The organism is Pseudomonas sp. GW821-FHT01E05 (genome assembly GCF_059422425.1).
Window position 1 is genome coordinate 388,467 of the sequence record NZ_JBWKWW010000007.1, and the last position, 19,322, is coordinate 407,788.

Below are 19,322 nucleotides of genomic sequence, written 5' to 3' on the forward strand. Positions count from 1 at the left end.
GGTCGCCGGTGCTGGTCATCCAGATGGAGGGCCGATTTCCTGCCCTCCGAGTGAGTTACGCGCACGCCTGGCTCACCGGTCAGGTGGAGGCTGTTTTCCAGGCTGAGATTTCCGTCATGCCCTGCGATGAGTACAGAGGGCCATCAACTCACTTCAGACCTTCATCGCTGCCATCAGGGCGTTACCGCCCCGAAGGTTCAACACCCGTTTGAAGTTGTAGGCGAGCAGTGGCGTTAGCGCAGCTGGTCGATGTTCTCGTCGATTCGGCCTTGAATGGTATCCAGGGTGTCCTGGGTGATCGCGCGTGGGTACATGTTCTCGGCGATGGTCGCAAACTGGCTAGCGACGCGGCAAATCCTGTCAATGATGCCGCCAGCAGTCTCCACTGAGACCTCCGCTTCGTCTGCAAGTCTGAGCATCGCGTCTCGGTCAATCTCCAAGGCCTCGCCCATCACGTCCATCTGGTGATAACCGCCCGGTCCCTCGCAGAAAGTCACGTCGTAGGCCGGCGCCAGCTGCCATGCACCGGACGGCGACATGACGTAGGCGAAGTTTTTGGGGTGGTCGTCTCGGTTGTTGAACGCGACATTGAAGATGGCACGCTCGAAGGCGATAGCTTTCTCTCGCACATCGTTGGTGCACATCTGTGTCGCACGCAAGAAGTTGACATAGTCCAAGGACCCCGGTGACTTGTAGTCGGCCCCGGTAAAGGCTGCAAGGCTTTGCATGGGCACGCGCTGACCGTCTATATGATCAAAGCGTTTACTCGCGAAGGCTGCCAGCCCGTTGGGCAGACTGAAGTGCTGCGTGTCCGGGGTCTGGATGCCGCACATGCGCAAGCACTCGGCATAGACCATTTCGATAGCACACACCTCGGGATGTTCTTCTTTTGCCGGGAACTTGATCAGCCAGGCTTCATAGCCCGGCTTGGCGGCGGTGGTAAAGGCTCCAGTTTGAGGATCGCGATAGACCAACGCCTTTGGCCTGGCACCTTGAGGCGCGCCCCCCACCAGCAGCAACGTCTGCAGGAATTCCCCACCTTCACCATTAAGAACTTCCTGAACCTCAACCACAATCCAGCTCAAGGCGCGTAATTCCCTGAATTTGTGTCTTATTTAGGTATTTCCTGCCGTACCCACAATTTATTGGAATTAATACTATTTGTGGGAAGATTCGCCCTGCTGGTAGCACCTTCCCGGCCTCAACGATGAACAGCCGCGGCCTTTACACCGCCGTGACCTGATTGAGCAAGTTGTTGAGCGTGGCGGTCTTGCCCGAGCCGGAGGGAGCGAACAGAGTACGGTGTGCAATCGGGGGCAAATGTGGGGGGGGGGGCAGTTCTAATAGTTTTTGGCCTGAAGCCATTGATCTAGTGGCCTATTAAAATGAGCCATTTCAGCAGTCTTCATCAATCAACCTGGATATAGGTGCGCCCCGATGCCACTCACTACCGATCAGCTCGATGAGTACCTGAATTTCGCCGGGCAGCTGGCGCAAGCTGCTGCCGAGGCCATTGAGCCCTACTTCCGCACGGCAATCGAAGTACAGGACAAAGGTGGCCGGTTGTTCGACCCCGTCACTGTGGCCGACAAGGCGGCCGAGCAGGCCATGCGTGAACTGATCCGCAACCGCTACCCCACGCATGGAATCCTCGGTGAAGAGGAAGGTGTCTACGTTGGAGAAAGCGAACTGACCTGGGTCCTGGACCCGATTGACGGCACACGGGCCTTCGTCACCGGGCTGCCCCTGTGGGGCACGCTGATCGCACTCAACGATGGCCAGCGCCCGGTATTAGGGGTGATGAATCAGCCGTTCACCGGTGAGCGGTACATCGGCAGCGCACAAGGTGCCTGGCGCAATGGCACAGCGTTGAAAACCCGCGCCTGCTCCCAGCTCACATCCGCGCGGCTGATGTGCACGACACCCGATATGTTCGACACAATCGAACGAAAAAACGCCTTTGAACAGGTGGCCAGCCAGGCGCAGCTGGTCCGTTTTGGCGGTGACTGTTACGCCTACTGCATGCTGGCCTCCGGCTTCGTCGATGTGATCGTCGAGGCCGCACTGCAGCCCTATGACGTACAGGCATTGATCCCGATCATCGAGGCCGCGGGTGGCCGTATGACGGCCTGGGATGGAAGTACCGCGCAAAACGGCGGCACCGTCGTGGCCTGCGGAGATCCCGCGCTGCATGCCCGGCTGATTGAGCTTCTACAGCATGCCGGCTAAGTGAAAAGCAGGTCCGCCCGGGGCGTTTCCGCTTCACGCAGACGAGGCACAGCCATCATCGCCTGGCGAATGGAGGTAAACGCGCCCTCCAGCACCCGATAACGCGAGTCGGCCGCGGCCACCTGTTCCCGTCTCATGGCGGCGTTCAAAGAAATTCCTTTCGGATGTCGATACTCGACCGCTCGCCAATATTCCGGTAGTTCTCCGTGAGCCACGCCTCGGCCTCGCATCGTCCGTTGTCGCGCAGTCCGCAAAGGAAGTCCCAGCCCGCGTTGTACTTGCTGGACACGCTGAGCGCGCACATTGCCTCGTCGGACCGAATGGAGTGGATCAGCATCTCTTTCATCTCGTCGCGATCGACCTTGCCTTGCTGGATGAGGTCGGTGACAAAGGCGATGGTGCGCATCTCACGCATCAGCGACGAGTTGAAGCTGATTTCATTGATGCGATTGAGAATGTCGACAGCTGTAATGGGCACGCCCGGGCGGACGAGCGGGTTGATGTGGACGATCACTACATCGCGCGTATTGCAGTGGTAGATCAACGGGAAAATGGCCGGGTTTCCCATATAACCGCCATCCCAGTAGTGCTGGCCGTCGATCGTGATCGCCTGGAACAATGTCGGCACACAGGCCGAAGCTAGCACTGCCTCGGCGCAGACGTCCTCGCCCGAGAAGATACGTATCTTCCCCGTCTCGACATTGGTCGCGCACAGATAGAGGTGGAGCGGGCATTGCTTTCGCAAGGCGGCGAAATCGATCTGACTCTCCAGCACCTCCCGCAGCGGATTCAAGTTGTGGCGATTGAACTGGTAAGGCGAGAAGATACGAAGCGCCATGTCCGCGAACGCATACATGGGCGAATGGTCCAGTCCGAAGCTGTGGGTCCCTTTCAGCCATGGCATCCAGCGCAACGGGTTATGACGCTCGGCGGATTGCGCCACGGCGTACCAGAAATCGTGCAGCGCCTGGCGTGCGCCGGCCTCGTCACCCTGCAGCATGCCATAGGCCAGCACGACGGCATTCATCGCGCCGGCACTGGTTGCGCTCACCCCTTCAATGGCCAGCCTGCCGTCCTCGAGCAACCGATCGAGCACGCCCCAGGTGAACGCACCGTGCATCCCGCCGCCCTGCAAAGCCAGCGCGACCGGCTTACGCTCGTCACCGCCCCGAGGCTTTGCGTTCTTCGTGGTCATTCTTGATCTCCTCGTCGGTGCTGAGTCGAATCGAGAACTTGTTGCGGCGCCTCTCCTCGTCACGCGCTCGCCGACGACACGCCGATGCTCCATTGCGCGCCATGCGTCATCGATCGTTCACCCCCCGTTTGGTGTTGATGCATCGAGCAGCGCCTTGGCTTGTAGCAAATCAACGCTGTCAAAGCCTTCGGTGAAGAAACTATAGATGTCGGCCAGCATCTGCCTGGCCGCCTCCTTGTCTCGTGTTTCCCATAGCTGAGCAAGGCTCACTGTGGCTCGTAGCTCGAGTGACTTTGCCCCTTGTAGTCGAGCGATCGAGATCGCCTTTTGAAAGCATGCTTGCGCTTGCTGCTGCACGGAAGAATCCTGTCCGTCTTCGCCCGGACATTGGAGGGTAAGAACTCCCTTGAGCCGGTACAGTTCTGCTTCGTAAAAGTGCTCACCTGTTCGGTTCACCATCGCCAGAGCGTCGGTCACGGCATCCAGTCCAGCCTGCGGTTGCCCGGCGCGTCCGTGAGCTGTGGCCAGCAGGGCCAGAAAATAAGAACATCCAAGCTCTGCTCCGGCTGCCTGGTAAGTGGCGATACTCTGGGTTATCTGAGCGATTCCTTCGTCAATGTTTCCCTGCTCGGCGCGAGCCCAACCCTGGAGAATATTTCCCCACGCCAAATAAAACGGAAACCCTTGTTCGAGTGAAAGCTTGATGGCGGCATCAGCACACTCTTCGGCGAGTCGTACGTCGTGCCGAAACTGTCCCAGTATCGACGTAGCAGACAGGGTGAAGGCCAGGCTGAACGGGTCGCAAATCTTGTTGGCCAGAGCAAGGGCATCCCGGCTGCGCGTGCTTGCCTGATCGGGGAAACCCAAGTACCAAAGGCACCAGGCCGAAAATGTCAGGGTGTAGCCCGGATCCATGCCGTACGTAACGGCATATGTGTGATGACGGTCCGGGTTGTAGAGGTCACGCGCCCGCTCCAGGTGTTCAAGGGCATTGCGCAGATCACCCTGGAAAAGCAAGGTCGCCCCGAGTGCGGCATGGGCTCCCACGAGCAAGTCCGGATTCTGCGCAGTTTGCGCAACACTGAGCAATCGCTCACCCAGTTCGCATGCAGTTGAGTATTGCGCACGCAACTCGTAGTACATCCGCAACCCCAGCAGCGCAGGGAAAAGCGCGTCGTCGCCTACTTGCGCACATAGCGCCAGTGCACGCGTGTAGGTGGCCTCCACCTCGGGCGCACCATAGCCGCGCACGGCCATCAGGGCCGGCCCCAGGCAGAGCAGCAACGTCAGTTCCTGATGAGCACGCGCGGGCGTGTCGGGCAAATGCTCGAGCAATTCCAGCGCCGCGCCGAGGTGACGCATCGCATCGAGATGGGCGCAATGCTGGAGGGCCTGTTGCCCGGTACGCTGCAGGTATTCCACGGCCTTCGGAACATTGCCGCTCAGCCTGTAGTGGTGCGCCAGTTCGCTGCTGTAATCCGCGATGCGGGCGGGGAACAGTGCCTCAATGGCCTGCGCCGTGCGTTCGTGCAGTGCGCTACGCCGCTCCGTGAGTAGCGAGTGGCCCGCGACCTCCTGGGTCAGCGCATGCTTGAACGAATACTCCACCTCCGGAAATGCGGGCCGCTGGTAAATGAACTCCGCGGCCTCCAGTCGGGCCAGCAGATCGCGCAAATCGTCGTCCATCCGCGCGCCCTCACAGATGCGCTGGATCAGACTGAACGCAAACTCCTTGCCGATGACGGCGAGCGTCTGCAGCAATTCCTTCTGCGCAACGGGGAGCCGGTCGATACGGGCGGCGAGCACACCCTGCACCGTGGTGGGAATATGCAGCGCAGCCGGAGTTTGCTCGATTCGGTAACGGCCGGGTTCGCCGAGCAGCGATTTCTCCTCGACCAGCGTTTGCACCACTTCCTCCATGAAGAAAGGGTTGCCCTCGGTCTTCTCCAGGATGAGCTGTTTGAGGGGGACGAGGGTGGGATCGTCCCCAAGCAGGGCCGCGAGCAGTCCCTGGGCTTCGGCCGGGCCCAGCGGTTCGAGCCGCAGCAGGCTGCAATGACCCGCGTGCGTCCACGCAGGCTGATACTCGGGCCGATAGTTCACCAGGAGCAGGATCGGAGCACTCGCCACGCGGTCGATGAGGCACGCGAGGAATGCTTCGGTCTCGCGGTCCAGCCATTGCAGGTCCTCGAACAGCAGTTCGATCGGCTGATCGCGACTCTCGCGCGCCAGAAGCTGCGTAATCGCGTCGAACATGCGATCACGCCGGATCTGCGGATCCATTTCCGCGAGCGCCGAACTGCGCTCGCCGATACCCAGCAGATAGAGCAGGTAGGGCACGAGCTCCTCGAAACTGCGCTCGAGCGTCAGGGCCTTGCCCATGACCTTTTCCCGGCACCGCCGTTCGTCGTCCAGGGCAGTGATCTGAAAGTAGTTTTTCAGCAGCTCGATGAGTGGAAAATAGGCAAAGGCCTTGCCGTGCGACACCGAGAATGTCTCCAGCACCAGACAGCCGCGCCGCGAGCGTTCCTTGAACTCATGGAACAGCCGCGACTTCCCGACCCCGGCCTCGCCTACCACCGCGACGACCTGCCCGCGGCCCGCCTTGGCCTGATCGAGCGCCTGATGCAGGTGGTCGAGCTCGACCTGGCGGCCGACGAACCTGGCCAGTCCGCGATGTGCCGCCAGTTGCAGGCGCGTGCGCAGCGCGCCGATACCCTGCACCTCGTACACGACGAGCGGCTCGGGGATGCCTTTGACCTGGGTGGCCCCCAGAGTCCTGAACTCGAAATAGCCCTCTGCCAGCTTGTAGGTGGACTCGCTCACCAGGATCGACGATGGCGCGGCGATTCCCTCCATCCGGGACGCAATGTGGATCGTGTGCCCCACCGGATCGTAATCGGTATGCAAATCGTCCGTGCGGATCGAACGCACGACGACCTCTCCGGTGTGGATGCCGACGCGGATTTGCAGCGGAATGCCTTTCTCCAGACGAATACGGTCGCCATGTCGGTGTATCGCCTCCTGCATACGCAGTGCCGCATACAGCGCCCGCTGCGGATGGTCTTCATGGGCGATGGGTGCGCCGAACAGCGCAAGGATGCCATCGCCCAGCGTCTTGGCCACGTAGCCTTCGTAGTAGTGGACGGCTTCCATCATCAACGCGACGACAGGCTCGATCAGGCTCTGGGCCTCTTCCGGATCGAGGTCGTGGATCAGCGCCATGGAGCCGGCCATGTCGGCAAACAGCGCGGTGACGGTCTTGCGTTCACCGGCGGTCTCGCCCCGGGCTTCCATGGCCGCCTGTTCGGCGCGGATGCGCTCGGCAAGGTAATGGGGCGTGTAATGAATGGGCGCTGGAGAAGGCCCTGAAGCAGGCGTGGGACGCGGTGATGGCGCAGCAGGCGCATCGGTTAGCGGTGCGCCGCATTCACTGCAGAATTTGGCGCCAAGGCCCGCCTCGTGGCCACAACGCGGACAGCTGCGAAACAGCCTGGTGCCGCACGCTTCACAGAAGCTGGCCCCGGAGGGATTCTCGAATCCGCAGTTTGCGCAGCGCATACGACCTCCTCCCTTGCCTGGTGCCTGCTTCTTAACATTAGGCGCCGAACCCGCTGGCGGCAAGACGCGACCGGATGAGAGTCTCTCCCTAGGTACCTATGCCTCAGGTGACTTGTGAATTCCAACCCTCCCGCCGCATTGAGGCAATGCGTTGCCATGAAGCGGGTCAGACGAGAAACCGGACGCCAGGCATAAATCGCGCACAAACAAAAACGCCACTCTATTGAGTGACGCTTTGGTTAATTCGCAGCAGCAAGCACCGGGATCACCCGCGACGGCTTGACCGATTTAAACGAAAAACTGGAGTAGATCTCTTTGACCGCCGGCAAGGTTTGCAGCACCTCTCGGGCAAACTCGCCGAAGGACTCCAGGTCCTTGGCCACCACTTCCAGCAGGAAATCGTAGCGCCCCGACACGTTGTGGCAGGCGACGATTTCCGGGATTTCCAGCAGGCGCTGTTCGAAGGTTCTGGCCGTGTCCTGGGAGTGGGATTCCATCATCACGCTGACAAACGCGGTGACACCGTAGCCGAGGGCCTTGGGCGAAAGAATCGCCTGGTAGCCGCTAATCACCCCGTTTTCTTCGAGGATCTTGACCCGCCTCCAGCACGGCGAGGTGGTCAGGGCAACGCTGTCGGCCAGTTCGGCGATGGTCAGTCGGGCATTGCCTTGCAGGGCGATGAGTAGGGCTTTGTCGGTACGATCCAGGCCAACAGGCATGTCTTGCCTCTCTATCTTGTTTTTATGGGTATTTATTCCAAATTACCCGTTATTCATGGGCCAGTTTGGAATTTATCGCGTTGAAATTGAGCATAGCATTGTAGGAAATCCGGGAGCGTTCACCATGAACAATAAAAACAATGACCTTGGCTTTTCCACCCGTGCGATCCATCACGGCTACAACCCGCTGGATAACAACGGCGCACTGATTCCACCGATTTACCTCACTTCCACCTTCGCCTTCGCCACCGCCGAATACGGCGCCGGCTGTTTTGCCGGCGAAGAACGCGGGCATTTTTACACGCGTATTTCCAACCCTACCCTGGCACTGCTGGAGTCGCGCATGGCGACCCTGGAAAACGGCGAAGCGGCGGTGGCCTTCAGCTCCGGCATGGGCGCCATTGCCGCGACCTTCTGGACCCTGCTGCGGCCCGGTGACGAGATCATCGTCAACCGTACCCTGTACGGTTGCACCTTCGCCCTGCTGCACCACGGTATCGGCGAGTTTGGCGTCAAGGTGCGCCATGTCGACATGTCCAACCTGGCCGAACTGCGCGATTCCATCGGCCCTGCCACGCGCATGATCTATTTCGAATCCCCGGCCAACCCGAACATGCAGTTGGTCGACATCACGGCGGTGGCCGAAATCGCCGGTGAACACCGGGATGTCACCCTGGTGGTGGATAACACCTACTGCACCCCCTACCTGCAACGACCGCTGGACATGGGCGCCGACGTGGTGGTGCATTCGGCCACCAAGTACCTCAGCGGCCATGGCGACATCACCGCCGGTATTGTGGTTGCCAGCCAGGTACTGGCGGACCGGATTCGTCTGCAAGGGTTGAAGGATCTGACCGGCGCGGTGATGTCGCCCCAGGACGCCTTTTTGCTGATGCGCGGGCTCAAGACCCTGTCGTTGCGCATGGAACGCCATTGCAGCAACGCCCTGGTGGTTGCCCAATATTTGCAGGACCACCCGGCCGTCGAGTGGGTGACTTACCCCGGCCTGCCCTCCTTCCCCCAATACGAACTGGCGTCCCGGCAGATGAAATTGCCTGGGGGCATGATCGCCTTCGAACTCAAGGGTGGACTGGTCACCGGTAAGCGTTTCATGAACGCCCTGGAGCTGTTCAGCCGCGCGGTCAGCCTGGGGGACGCCGAATCCCTGGCCCAGCACCCGGCGAGCATGACCCATTCCACCTACACCCCTGAAGAGCGCGCTCGCCACGGTATTTCCGAGGGGCTGGTGCGCTTGTCGGTGGGGTTGGAAGACATTGCCGACCTGCTGGCCGACGTCACCCAGGCCCTGGACGCCTGCGCTTAAGGGAGGTTGACCATGGTCACACATAACCCCGTCAACGATAGCGACCTCAGTGCGCAAGACCAGGACCCGCAGGAAACCCGGGAATGGCTCGACGCCCTGGCCTCCACCCTCGCCGCCTGTGGCCCGGAGCGCGCCCGCTACCTGCTCAAGCGCCTGGAGGAATACGCTGGCGAGCACGGCATCAGCCGCGATGCCCAGGCGTTTTCCGCCTACCGCAACACCCTGTCCCTGGAGCAACAGGGCACCTACCCCGGTGATTTGCTGCTGGAAGAGCGCATCACCGGTCTGCTGCGCTGGAACGCCCTGGCCATGGTGGTCCGGGCCAACCATGCCTACGGAGAACTGGGCGGGCATATCGCCAGTTACGCCTCGGCGGCGGAAATCTTCGAGGTGGGCTTCCAGCACTTTTTCCGCGGTGATGGCGACGCGGGACAACGCAACGCCGACCTGGTGTTTTTCCAGCCGCACTCGGCGCCCGGAGTGTACGCCCGGGCCTTTCTCGAAGGTCGCCTGAGCGAAGAACAACTGGCCAACTACCGCCAGGAAATCAACGGCCCGGGGCTGTGCTCCTACCCCCATCCGTGGTTGATGCCGGACTTCTGGCAGTTCCCCACCGGCTCCATGGGCATCGGTCCCATCAGTGCGGTGTATCAGGCGCGGTTCATGCGCTATTTGCAGCACCGTGGCCTGGTGCAGACCGCCGGGCGTCACGTCTGGGGCGTGTTTGGCGACGGCGAGATGGACGAACCGGAGTCCATCGCCGGCCTGTCCCTGGCGGCCCGGGAGCAGCTGGACAACCTGACCTTTATCGTCAACTGCAACCTGCAACGCCTCGACGGCCCGGTGCGCGGCAACGGCCAGATCATCCAGGAACTCGAAGCGCTGTTCGCCGGTGCCGGCTGGAACGTGATCAAAGTGCTGTGGGGCTCGGAGTGGGATGCGCTGTTCGCCCGCGACACCGACAACGTGCTGCTCAAACGCCTGGCGGCCACCCCGGACGGCCAATTCCAGACCCTCGGTGCCCATGACGGCGCGTATAACCTGGAACACTTCTTCCAGAAGGACCCGCAAGTCCGGCGCCTGGTGAAGCATATGAGCGCCGAAGAGATCAATGGCCTCAAACGCGGGGGGCATGATTTTCGAAAACTGTATGCCGCCTTCGCCGCCGCCAAAGCCTGCAAGGGCCGCCCGACGGTGATCCTGGCGAAAACCAAAAAAGGCTTTGGCATCGGCGCGGCCGGTGAGTCGCGGATGACCGCGCACCAGGCGAAAAAACTCGATGTCGCCGCCCTGCTGACCTTCCGCGACCGCTTCCATTTGCCGCTGTCGGACGAGGACGTGGAGCAACTGCGTTTCTATCGCCCGCCCGAAGACAGCCCGGAAATGCACTACCTGCGCGCGCGTCGCCAGGCCCTGGGCGGGCCATTGCCAGCGCGCAAGAGCCAGGCGCCGAAAATCCCGGTGCCGCCACTGGAAGCCGCCGGCGGTTTTGCCTTGAAGAGCGAGGGCAAGGAGATGTCCACCACCATGGCCGCCGTGCGCATGCTCACGGCCTGGCTAAAAGCCCCGCAGCTGGGGCCACGGGTGGTACCCATTGTGGCCGATGAGGCGCGCACCTTTGGCATGGCCAGCCTGTTTCGGCAAATCGGTATTTATTCGCCCCACGGGCAGTTGTATGAACCGGAAGACTGTGGCTCGATCCTGTCCTATCGCGAATCCCGGGACGGCCAATTGCTCGAAGAAGGCATCACCGAGGCCGGCGCCCTGTCGTCCTGGGTGGCCGCGGCCACCTCCTATTCGGTGCACGGCGAGCCGATGCTGCCAGTGTATATCTACTACTCGATGTTTGGTTTCCAGCGGGTCGGCGACTTGATCTGGGCTGCCGCCGATCAGCGCTCCCGGGGCATTTTGCTGGGGGCCACCGCAGGCCGCACCACCCTCGGCGGTGAAGGCTTGCAGCACCAGGACGGTTCCAGCCTGGTGATGGCGTCGATGGTGCCCAACTGCCGCGCCTGGGATCCGTGTTTTGCCGGGGAACTGGCGGTGATCCTCGACCACGCTGCACGACGCCTGCTGGAAGAGCAGTGCGACGAGTTCCACTACGTGGCGGTGATGAACGAAAACTACCCCCAGCCGTCGATCGCTGAAACCCGGCATGCCGATATCCTGCGTGGCCTGTATCGGTATTCGAGCAGCAGCGCCGAGCCGTCGCGGATTCGCCTGCGGCTGGTGGGCTCAGGAACCATCCTGCGGGAGGTGATCGCAGCCAGCGAGATTCTGGCCCGGGACTGGGGCATCGACAGCGAGGTGTTCAGCGCCACCAGCTTCAGCGAACTGGCGCGTCAGGCCCGCGAGGTCGAGCGGGACAATCGGCTGGACGCCAGCGCCCGGCGCAGCAGCCAGCTGGACAAATACCTGGGTGGCACGCGGCCAATCATCGCTGCCACCGACTACATCCGCGCCTGGCCCCAACTGATCGCCCAGTACCTCGAAGCGCCCTACACCACCCTGGGCACCGACGGTTTTGGCCGCAGCGATAATCGACAAAACCTCAGGGCATTCTTTGAGGTGGATCAGCACAGCATTGTCATTGCCAGTTTAAAAAGTCTGGTGGACCATGACGGCCTCGACCCCGGCGTACTCGCCGACGCGATCCAGCGCTACAAACCCGCCCCTTCGCGCACCGCGCCCTGGGATCGCTGAATCACCTGCAACACCCTTTGAATGGTTACCCACAGGAGTAGTGTCTAGTCCTGAAGACAGGTCAGAAGGTGTAAACCTTATTCAGGACGAGACATACAGAACAACCAGCCACCACTGGCCGCCCTCGACAACCTGCAGCGGTGATTTATATTGGCAGCATTTCTAAAAGCATGGCGCCCTCGCTGCGGGTTGGCTTCGTCACTGCCGAACCGGCAGTGGCCGAAGCTTTGCTGCACTACATTGGTATTAATCGCCTGCAAGCCATGCCTCTACGGGCTTTACAGGAACCTGCGGGAGGAAAACCTGCCAGCGACAGGAACGAGGCGATACCTCGTCTTTTGCATTCCCTGCAATAGTGAATTGTCGTCAAAAAGATTGATAGCCGCCTAACGAAAGCCTCATGCTAGAGGGCTCGTTTCGAACTCATATCATTCCGAATGATAGTTACCTTTGCTTCATTCGATTCGTGCGATACAACCTCGCCGAGCATTATCCGCCCATCTCAATACATTGGCGGATGCACTCATGGAACAGTCACTCAAACATATGCGCTTCCCCTTGGCCGTTCTGGCCTTGCTGGTGATGAGCGCCTGCGGCAAGACGCCAAACACTGCCGCCAGCATGCCAGCAGCCAAGGTCAGCGTGGCCAAGGTGCTGGAACAACCGGTCAACGAGTGGGACGAATTCACCGGTCGCCTTGAAGCACCGGAAACCGTGGAAATCCGTCCTCGGGTGTCCGGCCAGATCGATGAAGTAGCCTTTATCGAAGGTGCGCTGGTCAAGAAAGGCGACCTGCTGTTCCAGATCGACCCTCGGCCGTTCCAGGCTGAAGTCCGCCGCCTCGAAGCTCAAGTTGCACAGGCCCGCGCCAATGCCACCCGCAGTGAAAACGAAGCCCAGCGTGGCGAGCGCCTGCGGACCAGCAACGCGATCTCCGCCGAACTGGCTGACTCGCGCACCAGCGCCGCGCAAGAAGCCCGCGCCGGCGTCGCGGCAATTCAAGCGCAACTGGACGTCGCCAAGCTGAACCTGAGTTTCACCCGCGTGATCTCGCCCATCAGCGGGCGCGTCAGCCGTGCGCAAATCACCGCCGGCAACCTGGTGACCGCCGACACAACGGCCCTGACCAGCGTGGTTTCCACTGACAAGGTTTATGCCTACTTCGACGCCGATGAACGTGTATTCCTCAAATACACCCAACTCGCCCGCCAGGGCCAACGCGGTCAAACCACCCCGGTTTACCTCGGCCTGTCCAATGAGGACGGCAACCCGCACCAGGGTCAGATGAACTTCGTCGACAACCAGGTCAATCCGAAAACCGGCACCATCCGTGGTCGTGCCGTCTTCGACAACAGCAAAGGCGAATTCACCCCCGGCTTGTATGCCCGCCTGAAACTGGTCGGCAGCGGTACCTACTCCGCTGTGCTGATCAACGACGAAGCGGTCGGTACTGATCTGGGCAAGAAGTTCGTGCTGGTAATGGATGCCGACAACAAGTCGGCCTATCGCGCGGTCGAGCTGGGTCCGAAAATCGAAGGCTTGCGCATCGTGCGCAGCGGCCTGAACAAAGACGACACCATCATCGTCAAGGGCTTGCAGCGGGTACGTCCGGGTTCACCGGTCGCCCCTGAAGTGATCCCCATGGCCAGCAACGAAACCCTCGCCGCTTTGGCGCAACAACGACAAGCACTGGAAGCCAGCAACCTGCCCCAAGTCGCGCCCGCCAAGAGCACAACTGGCGTAGCGGTGAAACTGGCCAGCGCTGCGACTCCACGCGGTTAAGGGGAGACAACTCCGATGAATTTTTCCCAATTCTTCATCTCACGGCCGATCTTCGCAGCGGTGCTTTCGCTGCTGATCCTGATCGCCGGCGCCATCTCGCTGTTCCAGTTACCGATCAGTGAATACCCGGAAGTGGTACCGCCGACCGTGGTGGTGCGCGCCAACTTCCCGGGTGCCAACCCTAAAGTCATCGGTGAAACCGTGGCCGCTCCCTTGGAGCAAGCCATCACCGGCGTCGAGAACATGTTGTACATGTCCTCGCAGTCAACCGCTGACGGCAAGATCACCCTGACCATCACCTTTGCTCTGGGCACCGACCTGGACAACGCTCAGGTGCAGGTGCAGAACCGCGTCACCCGTTCCGAGCCCAAGCTGCCCGCAGAAGTGACCCGCATCGGGATCACGGTGGACAAGGCCTCGCCCGACCTGACCATGGTTGTGCACTTGACTTCGCCGGACAAACGCTACGACATGCTCTACCTGTCCAACTACGCCCTGCTCAACATCAAGGATGAGCTGGCGCGTCTGGGCGGTGTCGGCGATGTGCAGCTGTTCGGTATGGGCGACTACTCGCTGCGGGTCTGGCTCGATCCGAACAAGACCGCTTCGCGTAACCTGACCGCGACCGATGTGGTCAACGCGATTCGCGAACAGAACCGTCAGGTTGCCGCGGGTGCCCTGGGTGCGCCGCCAGCACCGAGCGCCACCGCGTTCCAGCTCTCGGTCAATACCCAAGGTCGTCTGGTCACCGAGGAAGAGTTCGAGAACATCATTATTCGCTCCGGCGAAAACGGTGAAATCACCCGCCTCAAAGACATCGCTCGCGTCGAGTTGGGCTCGAGCCAATACGCCTTGCGTTCCTTGCTGAACAACCAACCGGCCGTGGCGATCCCGATCTTCCAGCGCCCGGGTTCGAACGCTATCGAGATCTCCAACGAAGTTCGAGCGAAAATGGCCGAGCTGAAGAAGAACTTCCCTGAAGGCATGGACTTCAGCATCGTGTATGACCCGACGATTTTCGTTCGCGGTTCTATCGAGGCAGTGGTGCACACGCTGTTCGAAGCACTGATTCTGGTCGTGCTGGTAGTGATCCTGTTCCTGCAAACCTGGCGCGCCTCGATCATTCCGTTGGTGGCAGTGCCGGTATCGCTGATCGGTACGTTCGCGGTGATGCACCTGTTCGGTTTCTCGCTGAACGCGCTGTCGTTGTTCGGACTGGTATTGGCCATCGGTATCGTCGTTGACGACGCCATCGTGGTGGTGGAAAACGTCGAACGAAACATCGGCCTGGGCCTGACACCGGTCGAAGCGACCAAGCGCGCCATGCGTGAAGTGACCGGCCCGATCATCGCCACCGCGCTGGTACTGTGTGCGGTGTTTATTCCGGCCGCCTTCATCTCCGGGTTGACCGGGCAGTTCTACAAGCAGTTCGCGTTGACCATTGCGATCTCCACGGTGATCTCGGCCTTCAACTCGCTGACGCTGTCGCCAGCATTGGCTGCGGTATTGCTCAAAAGCCATGATGCGCCCAAGGACCGCTTCTCGAAGGTCCTCGACGGGATCTTCGGTGGCTGGCTGTTCCGTCCGTTCAACCGCTTCTTTGATCGTGCCAGCCATGGTTATGTAGGCACCGTGAGCCGCGTGATCCGCAGCAGCGGTATCGCCCTGCTGCTGTACGCCGGCCTGATGGCGCTGACGTTCCTCGGTTTCTCCAGCACACCGACCGGTTTCGTGCCGGGCCAGGACAAACAATACCTGGTGGCCTTCGCCCAACTGCCGGATGCAGCGAGCCTGGACCGTACCGAGGATGTGATCAAACGCATGTCCGACCTGGCCCTGAAACAGCCTGGCGTGGAAAGTGCAGTGGCCTTCCCGGGTCTGTCGATCAACGGTTTCACCAACAGCCCTAACGCCGGCATTGTGTTCGTCACCCTGAAACCATTCGATCAGCGCAAGGACCCGAGCCAATCGGCCGGTGCCATTGCCGGTGCCTTGAACGGCCAGTACGCCGGCATTCAGGAAGCCTACATGGCGATCTTCCCTCCGCCGCCAGTACAGGGCCTGGGCACCATCGGTGGTTTCCGCCTGCAGATCGAAGACCGTGGCAACCTGGGGTATGACGAGCTGTTCAAAGAAACCATGAACATCATCAACAAAAGCCGCAGCGTGCCGGAACTGGCCGGGCTGTTCACCAGCTATACCGTGAACGTGCCACAGGTCGATGCCGCCATCGACCGGGAGAAAGCCAAGACCCATGGTGTGGCCGTCAGCGACATCTTCGACACCCTGCAGATCTACCTGGGCTCGTTGTATGCCAACGACTTCAACCGCTTTGGCCGCACCTATCAGGTCAACGTTCAGGCCGAGCAACAGTTCCGCCTCGAGCCTGAGCAGATCGGTCAGCTGAAAGTGCGCAACAACAAAGGCGAGATGATCCCGCTGGCAACCTTCATCAAGGTCAGCGACACCTCGGGCCCGGACCGCGTGATGCATTACAACGGCTTTATCACCGCTGAAATCAACGGTGCCGCAGCCCCTGGCTACAGCTCCGGCCAAGCCCAGAAAGCAATCGAGAAACTGCTCAAGGACGAATTGCCTAACGGCATGACCTACGAATGGACCGACCTGACCTACCAGCAGATTCTCTCGGGTAACACCGCGCTGTTCGTGTTCCCGCTCTGCGTGCTGCTGGCGTTCCTGGTACTGGCCGCACAATACGAGAGCTGGAGCCTGCCACTGGCGGTGATCCTGATCGTACCGATGACCCTGCTCTCGGCCATCACCGGTGTGATTGCTTCGGGCGGCGACAACAACATCTTCACCCAGATCGGCTTGATCGTACTGGTGGGACTGGCCTGTAAGAACGCGATTCTGATCGTCGAGTTTGCCAAGGATAAGCAAGAGGAAGGACTGGACCCGCTCAGTGCGGTACTGGAAGCCTGCCGTCTGCGTCTGCGGCCGATCCTGATGACCTCGTTTGCCTTCATCATGGGTGTGGTGCCATTGGTCTACTCCAGCGGTGCCGGTGCGGAAATGCGTCACGCCATGGGTGTGGCGGTGTTCTCCGGGATGCTCGGGGTGACCTTCTTCGGTCTGTTGCTGACACCGGTGTTCTACGTATTGATTCGCCGTTATGTGGAGCGCGGCGAAGCACGCAAAGCGGCCAAGGCCCTGAAACTGGAGGAGCAACAATGAGCCTGAAAGCCTTCTTGCCGAGCTTGCTGGTACTAGCCTTGAGCGCCTGTGCCGTGGGCCCGGACTATAAGACCCCTGCCACGGAGCCGGCCAACATCACGGCCGCCACCGATGGCGCTGCCGGTCAGAAGAACTTCGACCGCGCGCGTTTCGAAGGCATCTGGTGGCAACAGTTCGACGATCCGACCCTCAACCAGTTGGTGACTCGATCCTTGCAGGGCAACCGTGAGTTGCGTGTGGCCTTTGCCCGCTTGAAAGCGGCTCGAGCGATCCGCGATGACGTCAGCGATGACGCCATGCCGACCATCACCAGCCGCGCCAGCAGTAATCTAGGCACGGCTCAGCAACCTGGCATCACTGAAAAGCGCGTGCACACCGAACGCTACGATCTGGGCCTGGACATGGCCTGGGAGCTGGACTTGTTCGGACGTATCCAGCGCAATCTGGAAGCCAGCGATGCCGACACCCAAGTGGCCGCCGCCGATCTGTACCAACTGCAAGTCACCATGATTGCCGAGTTGGTGGATGCCTACGGGCAACTGCGCGGCGCGCAACTGCGGGAAAAGATCGCGCTGGCCAACCTGAAGAACCAGCAGGACTCGCGCAAAATCACCGAAAGCCTGCGTGACGTCGGTGTCGGTGATCAGCTCGATGTGGTGCGTGCCGATGCCCGCCTCGCGGCGGTCGAAGCCAGCGTGCCGCAATTGCAAGCCGAGCAAGTGCGCGAGCGTAATCGCATCGCCACCCTGCTCGGTGAGCGCCCGGACAAACTGAGCGTGGACCTCAGCCCGGCGAATCTGCCGGCGATTGCCAAGGCATTGCCGATTGGCGATCCGGGTGAGTTGCTGCAACGCCGTCCTGACATCCTCAGCGCCGAGCGCAAACTGGCGGCAGCGACGGCGCGAATCGGTGTGGCCAAGGCCGACTTGTTTCCCAAGGTCAGCTTGAGCGGTTTCCTCGGTTTCACTGCCGGACGTGGCTCGCAGATCGGTTCTTCGGCCGCCAACGCCTGGGCGCTGGGCCCAAGCATCACTTGGGCAGCGTTCGACCTGGGCAGTGTGCGGGCTCGCTTGCGCGGTGCCAATGCTCAAGCCGAGGGCGCGCTGGCGACCTATGAGCAACAAGTGCTGTTGGCACTGGAAGAATCGGAAAATGCCTTCAGTGATTACGGCAAACGTCAGCAGCGCCTGATTTCGTTGATTCGTCAGAGTGAATCAAGCCGCGCTGCTGCCGACCTGGCGGAAATTCGCTACCGCGAAGGCACTGCGGACTTCCTCGTGTTGCTCGACGCTCAACGCGAACGTCTGGCTGCCGAAGATTCCCAGGCCCAGGCCGAAGTCGATCTGTACCGCGGCATCGTCGCCATCTACAAAGCCCTCGGCGGCGGCTGGCAGCCAGAGACGGTTGCCAGTAGCAACTGATTCAAACACTTCTTTGGTTGGCCGCAACCAGCCATTTTTCAGCCCCGCGCCTCATTCGGTCGCGGGGCTTTTTTTGGGGTTTTCCATAGATGATCGTTCCCACGCTCCTGCGTGGTAACGCATCCCGGTGACGCTCTGCGTCACATGGACGCGGAGCGTCCGGTGAGGCATTCCCACGCAGAGCGCGGGAACGATCAAACGCAGCCTTCGGCAGCTGCTACGGACCGCGTTCTGACCCAGGAACCACATTGGTTTCAAGCACCGTGACGGTGGCGGTGGTACCGGCTCTGAGCCGACGTTTACCGGCATAGTCAGGATCGATCTGTATCCGCACCGGCACCCGTTGCGCCAGTTTGACCCAGGTATAACTGGGGTTGATGTTGGCCAGCAAGCGACCGCCGGGCAAGTTCTCCCGGTCGGCAATGGCGAAGGCAATGCTTTGCACGGTGCCGCCAAAGGTTTCGCCGCTCATCAATTCGATCCTGACGCGGTCGCCCTCCTCGATTCGCGGCAGTTTGGTTTCTTCGAAGTAGCCGCTGACATAAAACGAGTCACTGTCCACCAGCGCCAACAGCGCGCCACCGGCGGCGGCATAGTCGCCTTGGCGGGTCAGCAGGTTGGTGACGTAACCACTGACAGGCGCTTCGACCCGGGTGCGCTGCAAATCCAGTTCAGCCTGGGTCAATGCGGCGATTGCCAGTTGCACGTTGGCCTGAGCCAACCCCAGGTTGGCCTGGTTGCGCAGCAACTCAGCCTGCGCCACCGCCACTTCCGTGCTGGATTTTTCCCACTCTTCGCCGGAGATCGCGAAGCGCTGCTTGAGGGTGCGCCGTCGGCGCTCTTCACTCTGACGCTGGCTGAGCAGCGCTTCACTGGCAACAATCGTTGCTTCGGATTGACCCAGGGTGGCTTTCGCCACCTCCACCGAGCGCTTGGCATGCTCCACCGCCAGGACGTAGCGCGCCGGGTCGATCTCCAACAGCAGCTGGCCTTTGTCCACATGCTGGTTGTCCTGGACGCCCAGGCCGACGATGCGCCCCGAGACATCGGCGGACAAGGTCACCACATCGGCACGTACCCGTGCATCCCGCGTCCAGGGCGCGCGGGTGTAATGCTCCCAGGCAAACCAGCCAAGAACAAAGGCCAGCAAAACCACCGCCACCGTCACGAGTCGGGCAAGGATCTTCTTCAAC

11 protein-coding genes and 1 pseudogene are annotated in these 19,322 nt (G+C 60.9%); 6 read left to right on the forward strand and 6 right to left on the reverse strand.

The features are described from left to right. Positions 1-233 precede the first annotated feature (233 nt). Positions 234-1,067: pseudogene (locus tag AC07W5_RS18180) on the reverse strand (type II toxin-antitoxin system HipA family toxin); the annotation flags it as partial. Positions 1,068-1,437: 370 nt separating this feature from the next. Between AC07W5_RS18180 and hisN the strand changes: the two are divergent. Beyond that, positions 1,438-2,229, forward strand: coding sequence for a histidinol-phosphatase (gene hisN, locus AC07W5_RS18185; protein ID WP_495024005.1), 792 nt, complete (start codon positions 1,438-1,440; stop codon positions 2,227-2,229). On the opposite strand, the gene AC07W5_RS18190 is transcribed toward hisN, so the two are convergent. From AC07W5_RS18190 to AC07W5_RS18205, 4 genes are all read right to left on the reverse strand, one after another. Next, entirely contained in the window at positions 2,226-2,366 is a 141-nt protein-coding gene (locus tag AC07W5_RS18190; protein ID WP_495024006.1) for a hypothetical protein, read from the reverse strand. The genes hisN and AC07W5_RS18190 overlap by 4 nt on opposite strands. Before the next feature lie 8 nt (positions 2,367-2,374). Then, positions 2,375-3,424, reverse strand: coding sequence for a patatin-like phospholipase family protein (locus AC07W5_RS18195; RefSeq protein WP_494994854.1), 1,050 nt, complete (start codon positions 3,422-3,424; stop codon positions 2,375-2,377). Between the two features lie 117 nt (positions 3,425-3,541). Beyond that, positions 3,542-6,985: an adenylate/guanylate cyclase domain-containing protein gene (locus AC07W5_RS18200; protein ID WP_495024007.1), complete on the reverse strand. Its 3,444-nt coding sequence runs from the start codon at positions 6,983-6,985 to the stop codon at positions 3,542-3,544. Positions 6,986-7,224: 239 nt separating this feature from the next. Continuing rightward, positions 7,225-7,704 carry an Lrp/AsnC family transcriptional regulator gene (locus tag AC07W5_RS18205; RefSeq protein ID WP_495010864.1) on the reverse strand — a complete coding sequence of 160 codons (480 nt, stop codon included), beginning with the start codon at positions 7,702-7,704 and terminating at the stop codon, positions 7,225-7,227. Between the two features lie 124 nt (positions 7,705-7,828). Between AC07W5_RS18205 and AC07W5_RS18210 the strand changes: the two genes are divergently transcribed. The 5 genes from AC07W5_RS18210 (at position 7,829) to AC07W5_RS18230 (ending at position 18,129) form a co-directional block, all read left to right on the forward strand. Beyond that, entirely contained in the window at positions 7,829-9,028 is a 1,200-nt protein-coding gene (locus AC07W5_RS18210) for a methionine gamma-lyase (RefSeq protein ID WP_495024008.1), read from the forward strand. Between the two features lie 12 nt (positions 9,029-9,040). Further along, positions 9,041-11,731 carry an alpha-ketoglutarate dehydrogenase gene (gene mdeB / locus AC07W5_RS18215; RefSeq protein WP_495024009.1) on the forward strand — a complete coding sequence of 897 codons (2,691 nt, stop codon included), beginning with the start codon at positions 9,041-9,043 and terminating at the stop codon, positions 11,729-11,731. A 525-nt stretch (positions 11,732-12,256) separates the two neighbouring features. Then, positions 12,257-13,513, forward strand: a complete 1,257-nt coding sequence (mexE, locus tag AC07W5_RS18220; RefSeq protein WP_495010866.1) for a multidrug efflux RND transporter periplasmic adaptor subunit MexE — start codon at positions 12,257-12,259, stop codon at positions 13,511-13,513. A 15-nt stretch (positions 13,514-13,528) separates the two neighbouring features. Beyond that, positions 13,529-16,708, forward strand: coding sequence for an efflux RND transporter permease subunit (locus AC07W5_RS18225; protein ID WP_494994848.1), 3,180 nt, complete (start codon positions 13,529-13,531; stop codon positions 16,706-16,708). Next, complete coding sequence (locus tag AC07W5_RS18230) at positions 16,705-18,129, forward strand: efflux transporter outer membrane subunit (protein ID WP_495010868.1); 1,425 nt, start codon at positions 16,705-16,707, stop codon at positions 18,127-18,129. The genes AC07W5_RS18225 and AC07W5_RS18230 overlap by 4 nt, the downstream gene beginning before the upstream one ends. Positions 18,130-18,346: 217 nt before the next feature. Here the strand turns inward: AC07W5_RS18230 and AC07W5_RS18235 are convergent, their stop codons facing one another. Continuing rightward, positions 18,347-19,321 carry an HlyD family secretion protein gene (locus tag AC07W5_RS18235; RefSeq protein WP_494995316.1) on the reverse strand — a complete coding sequence of 325 codons (975 nt, stop codon included), beginning with the start codon at positions 19,319-19,321 and terminating at the stop codon, positions 18,347-18,349. Position 19,322 lies beyond the last annotated feature (1 nt).

Bases quoted from the DNA above. Each gene is read 5' to 3' on its own strand.
- AC07W5_RS18205 (WP_495010864.1), bottom strand. From the start codon at position 7,704: ATGCCTGTTGGCCTGGATCGTACCGACAAAGCCCTACTCATCGCCCTG.
- AC07W5_RS18230 (WP_495010868.1), top strand. From the start codon at position 16,705: ATGAGCCTGAAAGCCTTCTTGCCGAGCTTGCTGGTACTAGCCTTGAGC.
- AC07W5_RS18190 (WP_495024006.1), bottom strand. From the start codon at position 2,366: ATGAGACGGGAACAGGTGGCCGCGGCCGACTCGCGTTATCGGGTGCTG.
- mdeB (WP_495024009.1), top strand. From the start codon at position 9,041: ATGGTCACACATAACCCCGTCAACGATAGCGACCTCAGTGCGCAAGAC.
- mexE (WP_495010866.1), top strand. From the start codon at position 12,257: ATGGAACAGTCACTCAAACATATGCGCTTCCCCTTGGCCGTTCTGGCC.
- AC07W5_RS18225 (WP_494994848.1), top strand. From the start codon at position 13,529: ATGAATTTTTCCCAATTCTTCATCTCACGGCCGATCTTCGCAGCGGTG.
- hisN (WP_495024005.1), top strand. From the start codon at position 1,438: ATGCCACTCACTACCGATCAGCTCGATGAGTACCTGAATTTCGCCGGG.
- AC07W5_RS18195 (WP_494994854.1), bottom strand. From the start codon at position 3,424: ATGACCACGAAGAACGCAAAGCCTCGGGGCGGTGACGAGCGTAAGCCG.
- AC07W5_RS18200 (WP_495024007.1), bottom strand. From the start codon at position 6,985: ATGCGCTGCGCAAACTGCGGATTCGAGAATCCCTCCGGGGCCAGCTTC.
- AC07W5_RS18210 (WP_495024008.1), top strand. From the start codon at position 7,829: ATGAACAATAAAAACAATGACCTTGGCTTTTCCACCCGTGCGATCCAT.